15 protein-coding genes are annotated in these 17,937 nt (G+C 54.7%); 11 read left to right on the forward strand and 4 right to left on the reverse strand.

The annotated features are described in order from the left end of the window. Positions 1-5: 5 nt before the first annotated feature. On the reverse strand, positions 6-1,247 hold the full coding sequence (locus tag NST23_RS08725) for a glycosyltransferase family 2 protein (protein WP_173599793.1): 1,242 nt from the start codon (positions 1,245-1,247) through the stop codon (positions 6-8). After that, on the reverse strand, positions 1,247-2,230 hold the full coding sequence (locus NST23_RS08730) for a GDP-mannose 4,6-dehydratase (RefSeq protein WP_173599794.1): 984 nt from the start codon (positions 2,228-2,230) through the stop codon (positions 1,247-1,249). The genes NST23_RS08725 and NST23_RS08730 overlap by 1 nt, the downstream gene beginning before the upstream one ends. A gap of 237 nt (positions 2,231-2,467) precedes the next feature. Here NST23_RS08730 and NST23_RS08735 point away from each other — a divergent pair, with 237 nt between their 5' ends. After that, positions 2,468-3,184, forward strand: a complete 717-nt coding sequence (locus NST23_RS08735) for a hypothetical protein (protein WP_229049879.1) — start codon at positions 2,468-2,470, stop codon at positions 3,182-3,184. Here the strand turns inward: NST23_RS08735 and NST23_RS08740 are convergent. Next, the gene (locus NST23_RS08740; protein ID WP_173599795.1) at positions 3,181-4,929 is read right to left on the reverse strand and encodes a phospho-sugar mutase; all 1,749 of its coding nucleotides are present in this window, start codon (positions 4,927-4,929) and stop codon (positions 3,181-3,183) included. The genes NST23_RS08735 and NST23_RS08740 overlap by 4 nt on opposite strands. Before the next feature lie 227 nt (positions 4,930-5,156). Between NST23_RS08740 and NST23_RS08745 the strand changes: the two genes are divergently transcribed. From NST23_RS08745 to NST23_RS08790, 10 genes are all read left to right on the forward strand, one after another. Next, positions 5,157-6,125, forward strand: coding sequence for a GDP-mannose 4,6-dehydratase (locus NST23_RS08745; RefSeq protein WP_122963231.1), 969 nt, complete (start codon positions 5,157-5,159; stop codon positions 6,123-6,125). A 291-nt stretch (positions 6,126-6,416) separates the two neighbouring features. Continuing rightward, positions 6,417-7,442, forward strand: a complete 1,026-nt coding sequence (locus tag NST23_RS08750; protein ID WP_122963232.1) for an asparaginase — start codon at positions 6,417-6,419, stop codon at positions 7,440-7,442. A gap of 69 nt (positions 7,443-7,511) precedes the next feature. Continuing rightward, positions 7,512-9,182, forward strand: a complete 1,671-nt coding sequence (locus tag NST23_RS08755) for a peptide ABC transporter substrate-binding protein (RefSeq protein ID WP_122963233.1) — start codon at positions 7,512-7,514, stop codon at positions 9,180-9,182. Between the two features lie 74 nt (positions 9,183-9,256). Further along, entirely contained in the window at positions 9,257-11,332 is a 2,076-nt protein-coding gene (locus NST23_RS08760; protein ID WP_122963234.1) for a sigma-54 interaction domain-containing protein, read from the forward strand. After that, entirely contained in the window at positions 11,329-12,765 is a 1,437-nt protein-coding gene (pepV, locus tag NST23_RS08765; RefSeq protein WP_309539213.1) for a dipeptidase PepV, read from the forward strand. The genes NST23_RS08760 and pepV overlap by 4 nt, the downstream gene beginning before the upstream one ends. Before the next feature lie 15 nt (positions 12,766-12,780). After that, positions 12,781-13,713, forward strand: a complete 933-nt coding sequence (locus tag NST23_RS08770) for an ABC transporter permease (RefSeq protein WP_063227133.1) — start codon at positions 12,781-12,783, stop codon at positions 13,711-13,713. 9 nt (positions 13,714-13,722) lie between these two features. After that, the gene (locus NST23_RS08775) at positions 13,723-14,658 is read left to right on the forward strand and encodes an ABC transporter permease (protein WP_167470244.1); all 936 of its coding nucleotides are present in this window, start codon (positions 13,723-13,725) and stop codon (positions 14,656-14,658) included. A gap of 17 nt (positions 14,659-14,675) precedes the next feature. Further along, positions 14,676-15,704 (forward strand): ABC transporter ATP-binding protein, encoded by a 1,029-nt coding sequence (locus NST23_RS08780; RefSeq protein WP_122963237.1) that lies wholly within the window; start codon positions 14,676-14,678, stop codon positions 15,702-15,704. Next, on the forward strand, positions 15,701-16,651 hold the full coding sequence (locus NST23_RS08785) for an ABC transporter ATP-binding protein (protein ID WP_122963238.1): 951 nt from the start codon (positions 15,701-15,703) through the stop codon (positions 16,649-16,651). The genes NST23_RS08780 and NST23_RS08785 overlap by 4 nt, the downstream gene beginning before the upstream one ends. Before the next feature lie 225 nt (positions 16,652-16,876). After that, positions 16,877-17,560 carry a hypothetical protein gene (locus tag NST23_RS08790; RefSeq protein ID WP_254223227.1) on the forward strand — a complete coding sequence of 228 codons (684 nt, stop codon included), beginning with the start codon at positions 16,877-16,879 and terminating at the stop codon, positions 17,558-17,560. Here NST23_RS08790 and NST23_RS08795 read toward each other — a convergent pair. Next, positions 17,538-17,915 (reverse strand): DUF3899 domain-containing protein, encoded by a 378-nt coding sequence (locus tag NST23_RS08795; protein ID WP_217021970.1) that lies wholly within the window; start codon positions 17,913-17,915, stop codon positions 17,538-17,540. The two genes, NST23_RS08790 and NST23_RS08795, sit on opposite strands and share 23 nt — an antisense overlap. Positions 17,916-17,937: the final 22 nt, after the last annotated feature.

Raw genomic sequence — 17,937 nt, forward strand, 5'->3', positions numbered from 1 at the left:
TGTGGTCACAGCGAAGGGACTGGCTGCCTGTTTTTCAACAACCAGTTGGCGACATCCCGAGGATTTTTTTTGTATTCCAAGTAAAACTGGTATTCCTGGGCAGAGAGCGGCATCGCGTTTTGCACCTGGAGGCTGACCGTGCCGATGCTTGCCGCCATTTCTGTTTCCGGCAAAATTTGCTGCCTGCTGCACACCAGCTCGACGACGGCATTTGGCGTAGTAACTGGGAATACGATGCTCGTTTCAAAGTGACCGGCCGGAATGACGTGATGAGCGGTCGGCACTTGATCGACCATGACGTGGACGTGAACAGGCTGGTTGAATAACGTATTGATGCCTTTGATGACCAGAGCATGCATCGGCTGGGCCGGATCGACGTACAGATGCATCCGGTAGCGCGGCGGGACCCAGAAGGAAGCATGGCGATTGCTGTCCACGAGCAGGGGAGTATTTCCGAAGACCCGATGACTTTTGAACAGATCGAGATACCAGAACACGCCTTTGTTCGGATAGTGCGTAAGAAAATGATACAGCCAGTGATTGGCGACGGTGCCGAAGTGCCGGACGCTGGCCAGCAATATTTCCGGCAGTCCGAGATCGACCTCCAGCGCGACGGACTTGCAGGCTGCATGCAGGCGGGAGGCAGCGAGAAAATCGTGAATGTAGCCGACCTGATGCGTTTTGGACAGGCGCATCCACAAGTCGTAGTCCATGCAATAGTGCAAGTTTTCGTCCACACCGCCGACAGCTTGAAAGACTTCTTTGCGGATGAAGGCAGTCGGTTGGCAAATGATGCAAAACAGAAACAGGGCCTGACGGGAAAACGGTTTTGTCGGGTAGACGCTGGTAATCTTGTCCTCGGCGTTGATGTGCAGGGCGTTCCCGTACACCATCGACCATTGCGGGTTGGTTTGCAGCGCAGAGATGGCTTTGCCGACAGCGCCATTCAAATACTTGTCATCCGAGTTCAGCCAGCCGATGATCTGGCCTTTTGCCAGTGCCAAGCCTTTGTTGATGGCGTGCGACTGGCCCCGGTCAGGCTCGGAAACGAAGCGGAAGCGCTGTTTTTCATGGGCGTATTCCTGCAAAATCTCCAAAGTCCCGTCTGTAGAACCGCCGTCGACGACGATGTGTTCGATGTTCGGATAGTCCTGGCTGCACACACTCTCGATCGTTTGCCTGATAAAGGCGGCCTGATTGAAGGAAGGCGTAATGATACTGACTAGCGGCAAGTTCTGCGATCCCATCAACTGCCCTCCTTTTCCCCGGCTGGTGCTTGCAAAGTGTCTCGCCAATATTGAAGTAAGTCGTGCATCGTCTGGTGAAAAGGAATTTCCGGCTGCCAGCCCGTTTGCGTGCAAAAAGCGCTGGCGTCGCCGAGCAGTACCTCTACGTCGGAGGGGCGCAGCCGCTTGGGATCGACGAGAATCTGCACAGGCGCGGAAGTGAAGGACAGGAGGGTATGCAATACTTCTTCGATCGTTCGCGTGTTCCCCGAAGAGATGTTGTAGACGCTCCCGGGCACTCCCCGTTCCAGCGCGAGCCAATACGCTTTGACGACATCGCGCACATCTGTAAAGTCACGTCGCGCTTGCAAGTTTCCGACATGGACGTGCGGCGGCTGCAAGCCAAGCTCGATTTGGGCAATTTGTTTGGCGAAATTGGAGGTGGCAAAGCGCTCTCCCCGCCGCGGCCCTGTATGGTTAAAAGTACGCGTGCGAACAATGGAAAGTCCGTAGCTTTGATAATACTGGTAGCCGAGAAAATCTTGGGCGATTTTGCTCACGGCATAAGGACTCTGCGGCCGCAGCGGGTTTGTCTCCCGCACTGGCAGTTCGTCAGGGTAGACGAGGCCGTATTCCTCGCTGGAGCATGCCACCTGTATTTTGCACGGAATATCAGCTGCCCGGACCGCTTCGAAAATGTGCAGCTGGCTGACGATATTGTTCATCATCGTGTCGGCGGGCGAAGTCCACGAAGCGGGGACAAAGCTTTGGGCAGCGAGATGGTAAATATGTGCCGGCTTGATTCGGGCAATCATTTGGGCGACGGCTGCGGGGTCTTGCAGTTCGCATTCCACGAGATGAAGCTGATCCGCGATGTGGGCGATATGGTCCATTCGGCTGCGAGCCCGGTAAGTTCCATAGATTTCGACATCGCCGCGCGAGAGCAGATATTCTGCCAAATGGCTGCCGGCAAACCCGGTAATGCCTGTAATCAAAACTTTCAAGAGGCTTCCCCCCTTGCTCGTGATGTTTTTTTGCAGCAGCAGGCAAAACCGTTTCCAAAAAAAGAAAGCAGTTGCTTTATATATAGTAAGAACATGCGGATACTGGCACGGCGAATGTCTTTTTATGTACAGGGAAAGTGCGGCACGCCTTTTTCTCGCCAAGGGGGAGCAGATGACTACGCCTTTCGCGCACACGGCAAATACGATGGAGAAAAGAGAACGAAAGAAGGAGGGGCGATGAACCGAATGGACTCCATCAATCTCTATGAAAAGCGTGTTTTCTCGCAAAATGGTGAAGATGGCATGATCGAGGAGTTGTTTGCGCGGATCGGGACAACGAATCGATTTTTTGTTGAATTTGGAGTCGAGGGAGGCGTGGAGTGCCTGTCTCGAAACCTGGCGTACGCGCACCAATGGTCGGGAGTGTTGATCGAGGGACACCCGCTCAAATACATCTATTTGCAGCAGACCTATGCCGCGCTCCCTCAGGTTGCCACCCATCAGGCGTTCATTACCAGAGAAAATATCGCCTCGTTGTTTGCCCAATTTCGCGTTCCGGCACAGTTTGATTTGCTCTCGATCGATCTGGACGGGATCGACTATTGGGTCTGGCAAGCGCTGGCTGCCTACAAGCCGCGAGTGGTGATCATCGAATACAACGCTTCTTTTCCGCCGCCGCAAAAGATGGTCGTAGCGTACGATCCTTCCTTTACATGGAACGGAACAACCTATTTCGGAGCGAGCCTGACATCGCTTGCCGAACTTGGGAAAAAGCTCGGCTATGCGCTGATCGGCACCGATTCATGTGGAGTCAACGCCTTCTTTGTCCGCCGGGAGCTGTTGGGTCTGGCACGCTTTGCGGAGCGAACTCCACAAGAGGCGTACCATCCGCCAAGCTACGGCCCTGATGGCGGGGGCCACCCGCGTGGAAATGGCCCCTACCTGGAAATCTAGGCGGGCAACAGCTGCTGCAAATAGTCGAGCACCGCTTTTTTCATGTTGGCAAGGGCAGTCAAGGCTGCACTTTCTGAGACGTCCTTGACCCCAAAATACAGCTTCATCTTCGGTTCCGTACCGGATGGACGGATGCAAAACCAGGCATGGTCGCCCATGATGAACTTCAAGACATCGCTTGCTGGCAGCGCCAAAGGCTGTGACTCGTTTGTCGCTTGCAGCCGACGTTCGCCAGTCAAGTAATCCTCGATGGAGGTCACCGCATCGCCCGCGACAGTTGTCAGCGGCCTGTCGCGCAAGGCAGCGAGGATCGCTGTCATGGTTTGCATGCCGTCTTTTCCCGGATACGTAATCGAGATCAGCTCTTCCCGGAAAGTGCCGTGCTTGGTGTACAGCTCCTGCAAACGCTGGTGGAGGCTTGAGCCTTGCGACAGCTGGAACGCGCAGGCGTCCGCCAGCAAAAAAGCGGCCTGGACGGCGTCTTTGTCCCGGACGAAATCACCGCGCAAATACCCGCAGCTTTCTTCCAGTCCAAACAAAAAGTGATGCGCTCCGCTTTGCGCAAATTCCTCGATTTTTTCCCCGATGTACTTGAATCCGGTCAAGGTGTCGATTGTAGCCACACCGTAGTCAGCGGCGATCGCGCGAACCATTTCCGAGGTGACGATCGTTTTCACGACGGCAGCGTGGGCCGGGAGCGTTCCGGCAAGCTTTTCTTGCGTCAAAATATAGTCCAAAAGCAAGACGCCCGCCTGATTTCCGTTCAAGATGACATGCTGGTTAGGGCCCGTCCTGATGGCTACCCCGAGCCTGTCTCCATCCGGGTCTGTACAGATGATCAAGTCGGCGCCTTTTTTGCGAGCGTGCTTCAAGGCAAATCGAAAGCTTTCCGGCTCTTCCGGATTGGGGGTGGAGACGGTAGAAAACAAAGGATCTGGTTCCGCCTGCTCCTGAACGACCTTTACCTGCTCAAAGCCTAGCGATTGCAGTCCTTGCGCAATCGGTACAAGCGTCGTGCCGTGCAGCGGAGAAAAGACGATGCGCGGCTGGTGGGCAGCGACGATGGCGGAAGCGGCAGGGGAGCGAAGCTGTTTTTGGCAGGCCATATAAGCGGTAAATACTTCGTCGCCCAACATTCGCAACAGACCGCTGTCCAACAGCTCATTCACTTCACGCGTTCCGATTTGCAGCTCATCCCCGGCTTGTTCCATCTGGGCAAAAATCCGGTCGGCGGCTTGCGGCGGAATTTGTCCTCCGTCTGACCCGTATATTTTGAAGCCGTTGTACTCCGGCGGGTTGTGGCTCGCCGTGATGACGACGCCTGCGGCAGCTCCCAGATGCCGAACGGCAAAAGACAAGAGCGGCGTCGGACACAAATTCTCGAACAAACATGCGGAAACGCCGTAATAACCGAGAACTTTTGCCGTTTCCAGTGCAAAGGTGTACGAATCGTTGCGCGAGTCGTAGGCGATGACGACCGCAAGCTGGGCCGCATCCGAATGTTGCTCCAGCAAATGCAGGGCCAGCCCTGCGGCAACTTTGCGAATCGTATAAAGGTTAATCCGGTTGATCCCCGGCTCCATGACCCCGCGCATGCCACCTGTACCGAAGGCAATCGGCTTGTAAAAGCAGTCTTCCAGTTTTTGCTCGTCGCCTTCCAGTTGCTCCAGGTGGCGCTGAAGCTGCGGGTCCAGGTCTGTGTATTGCTTCCAGCGCGTATAATGCTTGTGCCAATCCATCTGCATGCCAAACCTCACTTCCCGTCAAAAAAGTCTTGCCTCTTTCTTAGCGTATTAAGGAAAAGGGCGGGAAGTGAGGGAGGAGCAAAAGATCATTCGCAAGAGACAGGGCGGAGGCACATGCGAAAAACGAAGTTGCTTCAAGCGTCCAGCCCTGTTTTTGAACGAATGCGCGCAGGGTGGCATATGCTTTTAACGATTGGGATTGGATCAGGCCAGGGGAGAGGTGACGCATGAAAACAGCTTTCCTTACAGGAATAACCGGGCAGGACGGTGCGTATTTGGCGAAGTTTTTGCTGGACAAAGGCTATCGCGTGGCAGGACTTGTGCCGCGCCGCAGCACTGTGGATCGCTGGCGGCTGGAGTATTTGGGCATTGCCGATGAAATCGAGTACAAGGACGGCGATATTTTGGATTTGTCGTCTTTGACCAGGGCGCTCAAAAGCGTGAAGCCGGATGAGCTGTATCATTTGGCGGCGCAAAGCTTTGTCGGCTCATCGTGGGAGCAGCCCGTCTTGACGGCGCAATCGACCGGGATGGGTGTTTTGCATGTGCTGGAGGCCATTCGCGAGACGAATCCCGCGATCAAAATGTATCAAGCTTCCTCAAGCGAGCTGTACGGATTGATCCAGGAGCCGCAGCAATCGGAGCAAACCCCGTTTTATCCGCGCAGTCCGTATGCGGTATCCAAGCTGTTCGGCTACTGGATGACGAAAAACTACCGGGAAAGCTTCCAGATGTACAGCTGCAACGGCATTTTGTTCAACCATGAATCGCCGTTGCGCGGGCTTGAATTTGTCACCCGAAAAGTAACCGACGCTGTGGCGAGAATTGCCGCGAACAAACAAAAAGAGCTGCGGCTCGGCAACATTGCGGCCAAACGGGACTGGGGCTTCGCAGGCGACTTCGTGGAGGCGATGTGGCTCATGCTCCAGCAGGAGAAGCCGGATGACTTTGTCATTGCGACCGGAAAAACGTCAACCGTCGAGGACATGTGCAAAATCGCCTTTGACTACGTCGGCTTGAATTATCAGGATTACTTGCTGATTGATCCGAAGCTGTACCGCCCCGCAGAAGTGGACGTCTTGCTGGGAAATCCGGAAAAGGCGAAGCGGGAGCTGGGCTGGACGCCGAAAACAAAGCTGGTCGAGCTGATTCATATGATGGTGGAAGCCGATATGCAGCGCGTGGCAAAAGAGTAGCGAAACAGCAGCGAGAAAATCATTAGTGACACCCTATTTCTGGAAGCGCAAAAGAAAAGGGGTGTTTTTTTGTTTGGGCAAAAACGAGTTAACCTATTAATGATTAAAAACAACCTATTAAGCCTTGTATAACAACCAGTTACCCTCTGCTGCTCCCCGCTTTTTCACTCGCTACAGCGATAAACTTGCAGAAAATTCGGTTTTAACCCTGCCTTGCCAGTGGTTGGCACGCAACTTGCTTTTGAGAAAAGTACAAACATTTCAACTATCGCGTCAAAAGGAGACTTTGCTATGAATGTAGTTGCTAACGTATACCGGGGAGAACAGGTGGAAAGCTCGCACCTTGGTCATATCGCCGTTGTGGATGCTTCCGGAACTTTGCTGTATGCATTCGGAGATCCACACCGAATGACCTATGCCCGTTCAAGCATGAAGCCGTTGCAGGCGATTCCGGTCGTGGAGACAGGCGCCGCTGATCATTACGGATTTGAGCCTGCCGATCTGTCGCTTTGCTGCGCCTCCCATAGCGGGGAGCCGCGCCATCGCACGCGCGCGCTCTCGATGCTGGAACGTGCGGGTCAACCGGAAGCGACCTTGCAATGCGGGACGCACGTGCCGCGTCACGAGGAGAGCTACAAAGAGCTGATCCGTCAGGGGAAACCGCTTACACCCGTATTTTCCAACTGCTCCGGTAAGCATTCGGGCATGATTGCAACCGCGACGTACATGGGAGAAGAGGTCGCCACCTATCACCTGCCAGAGCATCCGGTGCAGCAGCGGATTCTCGATGTCGTGGAAGACATTACAGGCTATCCAAAAGAGAAGATCAACCTGGGAACAGACGGTTGCGGAGTGCCTGTTCATCAACTGCCGCTCGCGAACTTCGCCTGGGCTTTTGCCAAGCTCGTTCGCCCGGAAGTGATCGCGAAGCCGGAGCGCCGCAAAGCGGTAGAGAGAATTACAGAAGCGATGACGGCTCATCCGGAAATGGTCGGGGGCGAAAATCGCTACTGCACCGATCTGATGAATGCTTTTGCCGGGCGCATCGTGGGCAAGGCGGGCGCTGAGTCTGTCTACTGTCTGGGTGACAGAAAAACAGGGCTGGGTATCGCAGTGAAGATCGAGGACGGCGGGCCACGCGCCATCAATCCGGTCGTAAACGAGGTGCTGCGCCAACTCGGGATCGGTACAGACGGCCCGCTGGAAGTGTTGGCACAATACACAAACCCACCGATCACCAACATGAGCAATAGCGTCGTAGGCCGGATCGAAACGCCGTTTTTGCTGACGCAAACGAGCGTGTCACTGGGGGTATAAGCGGCAGCTACCTTTCGTTGCCGTTTATCTATAAAGATTTTTTCAAAAGAAGAAGGGGGTCACAAAAAAATGAAGTTGCACAAAGGATGGAAGCTGCTCAGCACTGCCGCCCTGGTCGCGGTTTTGGCCGTGACAGGATGTAGCCAGTCGGCTGCTCCGACGAAGCAAGGCGAGGGAACACCAGCCGGACAGCCAGCAGGCGACTCTGGTGGACAAGCAGATCCGGCAGCAAGACTGAAGCTCAACCTGAAGACCGAGCCACCGTCCCTCGATCCGCCAAAAGGCTTTGACAGCACGTCCAATGAGGTGCTCAATGCGACGATGGAAGGTTTGGCCCGTCTCGACAAAGACCACAAGCCGCAGCCTGCCATGGCGGAAAAATGGTCGGTGAGCGAGGATGGAAAAACGTACACCTTTACGCTGCGCGACAGCAAGTGGTCCAATGGCGATCCGGTAACGGCGCAAGACTTTGAATTTGCTTTCAAGCGCATCGTCGATCCGAACAACGCGTTCCCGTCCGCTTTCCTCGCCTACTACATCGAGGGAGCAGAGGAGTTCAACAAAGGAACCGGCACCGCAGACGGCGTGAAGGTAAAAGCGGTCGATGAAAAGACGCTGGAAGTACATCTCAAGGCGCCAGCAGGCTTTTTCCTGCACATCATCACGCAGCCTACGTTCTTCCCCGTGAATAAAAAAGTGGTGGAAAGCAATCCGAAGTGGGCAGAAAATGCGTCGAGCATCGTCACAAACGGTCCTTTCAAAATGGAAGACTGGGTGCATGACCAATCTGTCAAACTCGTGAAAAACGATGGCTACTGGGATCGCGACTCCGTCAAATTTGCCGGAATCGACTGGGTGATGGTCAACGACGAAAATACACAGTATCAAATGTACTCCACCGCACAACTGGACATGATCCAGACCGTACCGAACGACTTGAAGAAAAAGCTGATCGACTCCGGAGAGGCCAAAGTCGAATCCGAAGCGGCGATTTACTACTACCGGATGAACACGCAGATGCCTCCGTTTACGAACGCCAACATCCGCAAAGCGTTTGCGCTGGCGATCGACCGCCAAACGCTGATCGACAACGTGGTACAAGGCAAGCAGGCTCCTGCACTGGCGCACGTGCCATTCGGCTTCCCGGAACCGGAAGGCGGCGACTTCCGCGAGAAGGGCGGAGACTTCATCAAAGACAACGACATCGAGCAGGCAAAAGCTTTGCTGAAAAAAGGAATGGAAGAGGAAGGCTGGACAACCTTGCCGCCTGTAACCATGACGTACAACACAAGTGACGCCCACAAAGCGATCGCGCAAGTTTTGCAAGAGATGTACAAGAAAAACCTCGGGGTAGACGTGAAGCTGGAGAACAAGGAATGGAAAGTGTTCCTGGAAGAACAGCGCGGCCGCAAGCTGCAATTCTCCCGTTCCACCATCCCGGCTGACTACGGCGATCCGGTCAACTATCTGGAGCTGTTCGTCACCGATCACCCGGGCAACCGCATCAATTACAGCAACAAAGAGTACGACGCGCTGGTCGAAAAAATTCGCAACACCGCAAACGAAACCGAGCGCTTCAAGCTGATGCACGATGCAGAAAAAATCTTTATGGAAGACATGCCGCTGGTGCCGATCTACTTCAGCACCAAAGTGTTCATGGATCAGCCAAACATCAAGGGCATCATTCGCCATCCGGTCGGAACTCTCGACTACAAATGGGTAGAGATCGGGAAGAAATAGTAGAATAGACGAAGACAAGAGCGCAAGGGCAGCTTTGTGCTCTTGTCTTCACACTACATCTGGAGCGAGTGTCCATGCCGAAAAAAACAATTACGTTCATCGCGAGAATGGACGAATTTTTGCAATCCGTGGTCAGTCAATGCCACGAACTGGGGATATCTGAAGACATTCACGTGGAAGCGATCCGAGTGGACCAGCTTCCGTTTCGACCGATTACGCCGGGGGCGCTGGTGGTTTTGTCCACGAAAAGCATCGTCTCGCTTGTCGAGCCGTATTTGCCTGGCGATGCGAGCATTCTCGTTGCCAAGCGGATGCTGCCGTATCACAATTTGCGCGGCATGCTGGAGATTCCGAAAGGCGTCAAAGTGCTTTTGGTAAGCGATACCAAAGAAACCGCAGAGGAAAACGTGGATTTGCTGCGGGCGTCCAGCATGGATTTTGAGTTGTATCCGTACTATCCCGGAGCGGACTATCCGTCCGATATTGAAATTGCAGTTACGCCTGGCGAGCCTGAACATGTTCCGCCCGGCATTCGCAAAGTAGTCGACATCGGTTACCGCGTCATTGATTTATCGACCTGGATGGCGATCTACTCGCATTTTGGCAGTGGAAATTTCCAAAAGGTGACGGCGAGAGCGATGCAATCGTTGATTTACGTCACGAAAGAGCTGAACAACGAGATTCAGCACGCGCACCTTTTGAGCAAATACTTGGAAGCCATCGTCAACCGGATCGAGGATGCGATCATTGCGTTTGATGAGAAGGAATGGATTCGCTTCGTCAATCAAAAGGCAATCGAATCGTTGCATCTGGAGGGCAGGCAAGTGGTCGGAGAGCGTGCAGCCGACTGTCTTCCGCCGGACTTTTACGAGTTGATCCGGCAGTGTGAAGAGAATGAGGACGTTTTGGTAGATTGGGCGAACAAAACCTACTTTTTCCGCAAGATGCACATTGTCATGGAGGGCAGCTTTCTCGGAAGCTTGCTGTTGTTCCGCAAGGCGGCGGAGATCGAAAAGCTGGAGCACGACTACCGCATGCGCCTGTACAGCAAGGGGCTGGTTGCCAAATACCATTTTGATGATATCTACGGAGAAAGTCCTTCTGTGCAAAAAGTGATCCAGATTGCCAAGAAAATGGCCAGAAGCAATTCGACGGTGCTTTTGTTAGGCGAGACAGGAACAGGGAAGGAATTGCTCGCCCAGGCTATCCACAATGCCTCTCCGCGCAGGCGAGAGCCGTTTGTCGGCGTCAACTTCGCGGCTATCTCCGAATCGCTGTTGGAGAGCGAGCTTTTTGGTTACGAGGAAGGGGCGTTTACAGGGGCGCGAAAAGGCGGCCACATCGGCTGGTTCGAGCTTGCCCACAAAGGAACGATTTTTCTCGACGAGATTGGCGACGCCAGTGGCGCGATTCAAAATCGGCTGCTCCGGGTGTTGCAGGAGCGGCAAATCATGCGGGTGGGGGGCAACAAGGTCATTCCGACGGACATCCGCGTGGTCGCTGCCACCAATCAGGATTTGCAAAAGATGGTGACAGAAGGCTCTTTTCGCGCTGATCTGTACTATCGGCTGAACATCTTGCCGATTCACCTGCCGCCACTTCGCAAACGCCGGGAGGACATCCCGTGGCTCGCGCAGCAATTCGTGAAAAAATACTCGCTCGATTTGCGGCGTCCGCCTTTTACCTTGACCAGCGAGGCGATGAAGGCGCTGATGAACTACGATTGGCCGGGGAATATCCGCGAGCTGGAAAACGTCATCGAGTATTTGGCGCACGTCGCAGAGGAAGAGGCGTACGTGTATCAGTTGCCGTTTTGGAACGAGGCACCGGAAATGCCGCTTGTATCAGACGGGCAGGAAGAACGGTTTGAGTCGATCGCAAGCGAATACGTCAAGCGAGGCTTTTTGGAGGAGGTTTTCGCGATTTTGCAGGAGCTTGGAGCCGGGAGCGGCGGTCGCTACTCCTTGATGGAACAGCTTGGCGAGCGCGACGTGGCGATTTCGTCGCAGCAGTTGCGTTACCGTTTGAAACTGATGCAGCAAGATGAACTGATCCATGTGGGAAAAGGCAGACAAGGAAGTCATATTTCTGCGAAGGGAGAAGCGTTTCTGAGATTCCTTGCGCAGAGGAAAGCAGGTGGACACAGATGAGCGAATATTGGAAGAAGCAAGCTCTCCTGCAAAAAGAAGCGTTCGTGGACGAGCTGGTGGCGTTTCTTTCCATTAACAGTATCGAGGACATGACGACTGCGACGGAGGGCAAGCCGTTCGGACAAGGTGTCGCGGCCGCACTGGAAGCGATGCTTGAGCGCGGACAGCAGGATGGGTTTGCGACGAAAAACCTCGACGGCTACGCAGGAACGATCGAGTATGGCGACGGCGAAGAAGAGATCGGGGTGCTCGTCCACATCGACGTCGTGACGGTCGGAGAAGGCTGGACGACGCCTCCTTTTGAGCCGACGATTCGCGATGGGCGCATGTATGCCAGAGGAGCGCTCGACGACAAGGGACCGGCTCTTGCTGCTTACTATGCGCTCAGGCTGGTGAGAGACTCCGGGCTTGCTCTCTCCAAAAAGGTGCGTTTGATCATCGGAACTGATGAAGAAAGCGGCTGGCTGTGCATGAAGCATTTTGCCGAGCATGACCGGGTGCCGCCTGTCGGCTTTTCGCCAGATTCGGCTTTTCCGATGATTCATGCGGAAAAAGGCCAGATCAACCCGACGCTGACGATCGCTCCGACACAGCGGAGTGCGGATGCGGACCGGGGCTGGACGTTGCTTTCCTTTGTTTCCGGCGATCAGGGCAACAGTGTGCCGGACAAGGCGGAAGCGGTTGTCGAGCTGGGCGCACAAGCGAAAGCGAAGTTCGACTTCGCGCAGCTCGCTGCCGAGTGGGATGCCTTTTTGCAGGCAATGGGAACGAGCGGGCGGATCGAGCAAGTCGATTCAGACAAGCTGGCATTCACCCTGGCGGGCAAGCCCGCACACGGAATGGCTCCACACGAGGGCGTGAATGCGGGAACGATGCTTGCCTGTTTTTTGCGGGAGCAATCGTTTGAAGGTTCCGCATCTTCGTTTCTTTCGCTCTTGTCAGATATTGTTCACGAAGATTATTACGGGCACGAGCTTCATCTGGCTTGCGAGGACGAAGTATCCGGCAAGCTGACTGTCAATGCGGGAATTTTGCGCTACAGCGAAACGGACGGGGGAAGCGTTCGGCTGAACATCCGCTATCCTGCGACGATTTCCTGTGAGGAGTACGTGGAAAAGCTGAGGACGCGCGTGGCGGAGCTGGGCTGGACAATCGCCAGTCTGCGCACGTCGAAGTCGCATTACGTTCCGGCCGATCATTCTGTCATTCAGACGTTGTCCAAGGTGTACGAGGAGCATACGGGCGAGCCGACTGCCCTGCTGTCATCCGGCGGTGCGACCTACGCCAAAATCATGCCGTACGGAGTCGCTTACGGGCCGCTTTTTCCAGGCAAGGAATCGACGGCGCACCTGGTGGACGAATATGTGGAAATCGACGACCTGCTGCGGGCGATGGGGATTTACGCCCACGCCATCTACGAGCTGGCCAAATAAACGAGGAGGAACTTCATGTCAAACTACCTGGTGAAACGCGTTTTGATGATGATCGTCACGCTGTGGATCATCGTGACGCTGACTTTTTCCTTGATGCATGCCATTCCGGGAAATCCGTTCGCCTCCGAGTCGGATCAGCTGCCGGAGCAAATTTTGAACAACTTGCGGGCCAAGTACAACCTCGATCAACCGCTGCCCGTCCAGTACGTGCTCTACTTGAAAAATTTGTTGCTGCTCGACCTCGGCCCGTCCATCAAATCAGACTCGCGCGGCGTCAACGACATGATTTCCGACGGCTTCGGCGCGTCCGCCTGGCTGGGGGCGCAAGCGATTGCGATCGCTCTGGTGTTCGGGATCACGTTTGGTATCGTGGCAGCGCTCAACCGCAATAAATGGCTGGACTATGTCGCGATGGCGCTGGCCGTTCTCGGGGTAGCGATTCCGAGCTTCATTATGGCTCCGTTGCTGATCAACTTTTTTGCGATCAAGGTGTCGATTTTTCCGGTGGCGACGTGGGGTACATGGATGCACACAGTGCTGCCGTCACTCGCTCTCGCCTTCGGTCCGGTCGCCATCATCACGCGGTATATGCGGGCCAGCATGATTGAAGTGATGAATCAAAACTACATTCGCACGGCCGAGGCAAAAGGCATTCCGATGTTTTTGGTCGTGTTGCGCCACGGCATTCGCAACGCGATTTTGCCTGTCGTGACGTTTCTCGGTCCATTGATCGCCTCGCTGATCACGGGAACGTTTGTCGTCGAGAAAATTTTCGCGATTCCCGGCATCGGCAAATATTTCGTGGACGGTATTTTCAACCGTGATTATCCCGTTATTTTGGGTACGACGATTTTTTACAGCGCCATTTTGATCGTGACCATTTTCCTGATCGATATCGCGTATACGCTGATCGACCCGAGAATCAAGCTGACCAACAAGGAGAGATAGCCTGTGGCGATGGAACATAGAGTAGACCCGTTATTTCAGCCGCTGTCCAAAAAAGGGCAGGCCAACGTCATTTCCCGGCCGAGCCTGAGCAATGGGCAGCAAGTGATTCGCAAGTTGGCAAAAAACAAGCTGGCGATGCTCGGTTTGTTCATCATCACGGCACTGGTCGCGATGGCGATTATCGGACCGAACCTCGTGCCTTACAGTTACTCGGATCAGAGCTTGTTGACGAAAAATCAGGAAGTGTCGTCCGAGCACTGGTTTGGAACTGACGAGCTTGGCCGGGACATGTTTGCCAGAACGTGGTACGGCGCAAGAATCTCGTTGACCATCGGGGTGGTGGCGGCGCTCATCGATTTGGTGATCGGCGTAACCGTCGGCGGCATCGCTGGCTACATGGCAGGGCGCGGCAAGCGGGGGGATCGGATCGATACGATTATCATGCGCGTGATTGAAGTGCTGTACGGCTTGCCGTACTTGCTGGTCGTGATCTTGCTGATGGTCGTCATGGAGCCGGGCATATTGACGATTATTATTGCGCTGTCCGCTACGGGCTGGGTCGGCATGGCGCGGCTGGTGCGCGGACAAATTTTGCAGTTGAAAAACCAGGAGTTCATTTTGGCTGCGCAAGTGCTGGGAGCCAAATTCAACCGGATTTTGCTCAAACATCTGATCCCGAATACATTCGGCGTCATTATTGTCAATTTGACGTTTACGATTCCGTCCGCGATTTTTGCCGAGTCGTTCCTGAGCTTTCTCGGACTCGGCGTGCAAGCGCCTGTGGCGAGCTGGGGAACGATGACGAACGACGCTCTTGGCGTTATTTTGACCGGAGACTGGTGGCGGCTGTTTTTCCCGGCGCTCATGATCTCGCTGACGATGTTCGCTTTTAACGTATTTGGAGACGGTTTGCAGGATGCGCTTGACCCGCGCCTGCGCGACTGATGGGGGAGAGGGAGAAAATGACGAAAAATCAGCATTTGCTAGCAATCGACGAGCTGCGTGTCAACTTCAAGACCTACGGTGGCGAAGTGCAAGCGGTGCGCGGCGTCTCCTTTCACGTGGACAAGGGCGAGACGGTCGCGATCGTAGGGGAGAGCGGCTGCGGCAAAAGCGTCACCGCGCAGGCGATCATGGGGCTGATCCCCAACCCGCCTGGCAAAATCGTCGGGGGAAAGATCGTGTTTGACGGGCAGGACATCAGCGGGCTTTCCAAAAAGGAGCTGCTCGGCATTCGCGGAACGCAGATCGGGATGGTGTTCCAGGACCCGATGACCGCGCTCAACCCGACGATGAAGGTCGGAACGCAAATCGTAGAAGGATTTGTGCGCAGTCAAAAAGTGACGCGTGAAGAGGCGCGCCAGCGTGCCATCGAGATGCTCCGGCTGGTCGGCATACCAGACCCGGAAAAGCGGATCGATCAATACCCCCACCAGTTCAGCGGCGGGATGCGCCAGCGCGTCGTCATCGCGATTGCCCTTGCCTGCCAGCCGCGGCTCGTGATCGCCGATGAGCCGACGACAGCTTTGGACGTAACGATTCAGGCGCAAATTCTCGATTTGCTGAAGCGGCTGCAAGCAGAGCAGGAGCTTTCGGTTGTCATCATTACGCATGACCTCGGTGTCGTGGCGGAAATCGCCCATCGGATGGTCGTCATGTATGCAGGCATGGTTGTCGAGACAGGAACGGTCGAGGATGTGTTTGCCAACCCGCGCCATCCGTACACATGGGGATTGATGCGCTCGCTGCCTCGTCTCGATGAGGGCGAGAAGCAGCGGCTCGTACCGATCGACGGCACGCCGCCGGACTTGTTCCAACCGCCAAAAGGCTGCCCGTTTGCGGCGCGTTGTGATTTTGCCATGGAAATATGCGATCAGCAAATGCCAGCCAAAAACGACTTTGGAGCGGGCCACGAGGCGGCTTGCTGGCTGCACGATCCAAGAGCGCCGCGCATCGATGAATTGGTTGCAGCAGGGAGGCAGGGAGTATGACAGAAGCGTTGGTTGATGTACGCGATTTGAAAAAGCATTTCTCCATGGGTCCCGGTTTTGATCTGAAAGCTGTGGACGGGGTGACTTTTACGATTCAAAAAGGCGAGACGCTCGGACTGGTAGGCGAGAGCGGCTGCGGCAAATCCACGCTGGGCCGCACGATTATCCGGCTGTATGAGAATACGGCTGGCGAGGTGCTGTTCAAAGGGAAGAACGTCCACCAGTTGCGCGGAAAAGAAGTGGGCCAGTTCAATCGGGATGTCCAGATGATTTTCCAGGACCCGCAGGCCAGCCTCAATCCGCGCATGACGGTAGAGGACATCATCGCGGAAGGTTTGGACATTCACGGACTCAGCAGAGGATCGCGCCGGGAGCGGGTCGCCGAGCTGTTGCAACTGGTCGGTCTGCATAAAGACCACGCCCAGCGGTTCCCGCACGAGTTCAGCGGAGGCCAGCGCCAACGGATCGGCATCGCCCGCGCCCTCGCTGTCGAACCGCAATTCATCATTGCCGACGAGCCGATTTCCGCCCTGGACGTCTCGATTCAGGCGCAGGTCGTCAATTTGCTGGAAGATTTGCAGCACGATCGCGGTCTTACGTATTTGTTCATCGCCCACGACTTGTCCATGGTCAAACACATTTCCAATCGCATCGGCGTGATGTACTTGGGCAAAATGGTCGAGCTGGCTGCCAGCAATGATTTGTACGCCCGTCCGTTGCATCCGTATACGCAGGCACTGCTCTCGTCTGTGCCTGTTCCCGACCCGACTGTCAAGCGCGAGCGAATCGTGCTTCAGGGCGATTTGCCAAGCCCGGCGAACAAGCCAAGCGGCTGCGGCTTCCGGACGCGCTGCCCGCTCGCCACCGCGCGCTGCGCCGAAGAAGAGCCGAAGTGGCTGGAGGCAGAGCGAGGACACTGGGTCGCCTGTCATTTGCTAGAAGCATAGGTACGGAAACAAAAGACGCCTTTTTCCAGGCGTCTTTTTGCGTTAGATGGCGGTGGCGGCAGGTGATAGATAAAGGAGCGATGTTCGAGTCTGCCCGGTTCTGGCGCGATCCTTTGCCTAATCCCTTGGTCAATCCCTTGCAATCCGTGAATGTCCAAGCCTTCCTTCCGCGATGTCTCGTCATTTACAAGCAGTTGTGTTTTTACATATATTAGGAGTTGAGGTTTGGATGAAGCGTTTGCGAGATTGTGGGGAGAGGTTGTTCGGAAAGGGCGTGCGACGGTGAAAAAGAGAACGATGACTGCCATTCTAGTATTACTGGCTGTTGGGCTTGGCTTGACACTCGCTTTTATAAAAAGGCAGGAAGCATCTTTGGCGGATTCTTCCGGTTATTCATTGTCAAAAGTGTACAACTCCACCAGCGAGTTGGTCGGTTTTTCCAATGTAATCCTCAAAGGAAAGATTTCCATGGAACCGAGACAAGAGCAATTGGCCGAGCTCGTTTTTCATGTGTACGACGTCGAGGTAGAAAAGCTGTACGACAACCAGACCGAGCAAAATATCAAGGCTGGGGATACGGTTGAGGTTTACCGGATCATTGGGTACGCCCCAGGGGATATCCACGAGATGGCCAGTCTCGTCGCCCCCGAGTATCAACAGCTGGAGCAAGGGGAGTACCTGCTCTTTTTGAATAGCAGTTATGAGGAAGAAGGCGACAAGCACATCTTGATTCCCAATTCACCCGAGCAGCTTTACAAAGCGAAGGGAGCAGAAGGCTTTCCCTGGCTGAAGCCGGCAGGCGAACGCTTTGACAGTATTTCGCCGCAAGAGCAGTTGCCGACGATCTATGAATCCGATGTACTCCTGGCCATCGGCAAATCGTTGCTTATAAATAGTAGAAACAAGTAAGCACCAGCGAAAACACAATCAATCCGGTCCCGGAGGCGAGAAAGAGGGAAGTCGCCACCTTGATGACGGATTGTTTTTTTTGCGCAAAAACGGGATCGTCTCCTTGCACGAGATCGCTCTCCATCATGCGCGGCTTGCGGAAAAAGAAGCCTTTGAGCTGCTTGAAGCCGCGCATGAAAACGGTGAAGAAGCCGGAACGGGTAACGACGGCAGCACAGCCGACCATCAGCAAAATCAGCCCGAACAGAAAGCTCTGATTGATATAAGGCAGCAAGGCAAGCGTCTCGGAGGTCACCCCGAGTACGAGGCTACAGGTGATTGCTAGGACCAGGATGATGGCAAACCAATTGTTCACAGTAGAAGCACGTCCTTTTTCG

Origin of the sequence: Brevibacillus sp. FSL K6-0770 (assembly GCF_038000275.1) — a bacterium.
Taxonomy (GTDB): domain Bacteria; phylum Bacillota; class Bacilli; order Brevibacillales; family Brevibacillaceae; genus Brevibacillus; species Brevibacillus parabrevis.

Coding starts and splice junctions, on each gene's coding strand:
- NST23_RS08750 (WP_122963232.1), top strand. CDS start 6,417: ATGAATGTAGTTGCTAACGTATACCGGGGAGAACAGGTGGAAAGCTCG.
- NST23_RS08775 (WP_167470244.1), top strand. CDS start 13,723: ATGGAACATAGAGTAGACCCGTTATTTCAGCCGCTGTCCAAAAAAGGG.
- pepV (WP_309539213.1), top strand. CDS start 11,329: ATGAGCGAATATTGGAAGAAGCAAGCTCTCCTGCAAAAAGAAGCGTTC.
- NST23_RS08740 (WP_173599795.1), bottom strand. CDS start 4,929: ATGCAGATGGATTGGCACAAGCATTATACGCGCTGGAAGCAATACACA.
- NST23_RS08770 (WP_063227133.1), top strand. CDS start 12,781: ATGTCAAACTACCTGGTGAAACGCGTTTTGATGATGATCGTCACGCTG.
- NST23_RS08735 (WP_229049879.1), top strand. CDS start 2,468: ATGAACCGAATGGACTCCATCAATCTCTATGAAAAGCGTGTTTTCTCG.
- NST23_RS08725 (WP_173599793.1), bottom strand. CDS start 1,247: ATGGGATCGCAGAACTTGCCGCTAGTCAGTATCATTACGCCTTCCTTC.
- NST23_RS08755 (WP_122963233.1), top strand. CDS start 7,512: ATGAAGTTGCACAAAGGATGGAAGCTGCTCAGCACTGCCGCCCTGGTC.
- NST23_RS08785 (WP_122963238.1), top strand. CDS start 15,701: ATGACAGAAGCGTTGGTTGATGTACGCGATTTGAAAAAGCATTTCTCC.
- NST23_RS08760 (WP_122963234.1), top strand. CDS start 9,257: ATGCCGAAAAAAACAATTACGTTCATCGCGAGAATGGACGAATTTTTG.
- NST23_RS08745 (WP_122963231.1), top strand. CDS start 5,157: ATGAAAACAGCTTTCCTTACAGGAATAACCGGGCAGGACGGTGCGTAT.
- NST23_RS08780 (WP_122963237.1), top strand. CDS start 14,676: ATGACGAAAAATCAGCATTTGCTAGCAATCGACGAGCTGCGTGTCAAC.